This is a genomic window from Candidatus Darwinibacter acetoxidans (genome assembly GCF_041936445.1).
GTDB lineage: Bacteria > Bacillota > Limnochordia > Darwinibacteriales > Darwinibacteriaceae > DTU010.
The window spans coordinates 1-1,356 of record NZ_JBHGXH010000016.1; the positions used below are offsets into that span (position 1 = coordinate 1).

Here is a 1,356-nt window from a genome sequence, read left to right on the forward strand (position 1 = left end):
CGGTAAGCAGCTCGACGACTCCTTTTAAAAGACCAACGATAGTGGCGGCGCCAGGCCGGCGGACCAGCCCCGCCGCCAGGATGATCCAGAAAACATGCAGCCCGGCCACAAACTGGCCGGCGCCGAAGGGAACCCCGAAAAGGCGGTTCAGCAGATTCCCCAGGTAGCCGACATAGGTGCTCAGCACCCCGCCGATGCCGCTCAATACGGCCATAATCAGCAGATCGCGGGTGGCAAAGTAAATTCGCTTCCGGCTCGCGCTCTCCCTTACTTCCGCTTTCATCCTGATATTACCTCCATTCTAACCACCGTTTTTACCCACCGGCCTCCGGCCGATTCGTAAAGATGCCATCCCTGCCCTTCGGCTGAAGTAAGGGCACAGTCTTCATTGTCGTAAACCCCGTCTTCCGTGAAGAAGGCAATCCGGTAGCCATCCTGCCATTCCGGAACCATCTGGCCGTTGAACTCTACTGCCAGGGCCATGATTCCCTGGCGCTCTTCCCAGCCGGCGCTTTCCGGGTAAACATTTTCATAAGCAAATGCCTGGCTGTAACCATCCAGGGCATAGACCATCAGGATATCGCCGGGCTTCATCCCCCCGGTCTGCTCAATCAGCGTGCTCACTGGCACCCCCCGGTAAAGGCCTTCCCCGGCATAATTGCCAAACCGGTTCTGGAAAGAGAGTTCTTTTTCCAGGTTGGCTATGCGGTCCAGCTCTTCCAGCGTGTAAATGCAGTCTCCAGAAGGCCCGCTGACCACCAGCTCTTCCGGACGGGGCGGCGCCTCCACGGGCACCGGTTCAACCTGCAGCCCCTCTGCCGTCAGGCGGCAGAGAGTAAAGTGGTGGTAGCCCCCCTGGTCAGGCGGCGCGTAGAGGGAAGCCCCGCCGCCTCCGCTGATTACGTGGTGCACGCCGGAGAGGACCTGGTGATGGAACATGTGAATATGCCCTGAAAATACCGCCAGTGTCCTGCTGGAAGGGGCCGCAAGCAGATTAAGGAAGGCTTCCGCCTGACTGGGATCCAGAAAAGCATGATCTCCCTCCTTGCGGGGATCCAGGGGCGGCACATGGAGGAATATCAGTCCCGGCAAGCCGCCGTCCAGGGTTTCCTGCATCCACTCAAGCTGCGCCTCGCTGAGAGTCATCAATGCGCTGTCCATGAAAATAAAGCGGTAACCGGCATAATCAAAAAAGTAATCGCCCGTAGCCAGCCGGCTGCGGTAATAGTCAGCCCCCTCCCCCTTGATATCATGATTACCGGGGACAGTGTAATAAGGGCAGTTCAACTCCGCCATTGTCTCCTGGAAAGCGCGGTATTCCTCTTCCGTTCCTGAAGCCACCATGTCGCCCAGGCA

Annotated in this window: 2 protein-coding genes; both read right to left on the reverse strand. The window is 58.4% G+C overall.

Annotated features, from left to right (window positions below; genetic code table 11):
- A partial coding sequence (locus ACE4YL_RS00480) for an ECF transporter S component (RefSeq protein WP_461368985.1) occupies positions 1-283 on the reverse strand: 283 nt, incomplete at its 3' end.
- On the reverse strand, positions 280-1,356 hold a 1,077-nt coding region (locus ACE4YL_RS00485; protein WP_461368986.1), incomplete at its 5' end, for a metallophosphoesterase family protein. The genes ACE4YL_RS00480 and ACE4YL_RS00485, both read right to left, overlap by 4 nt.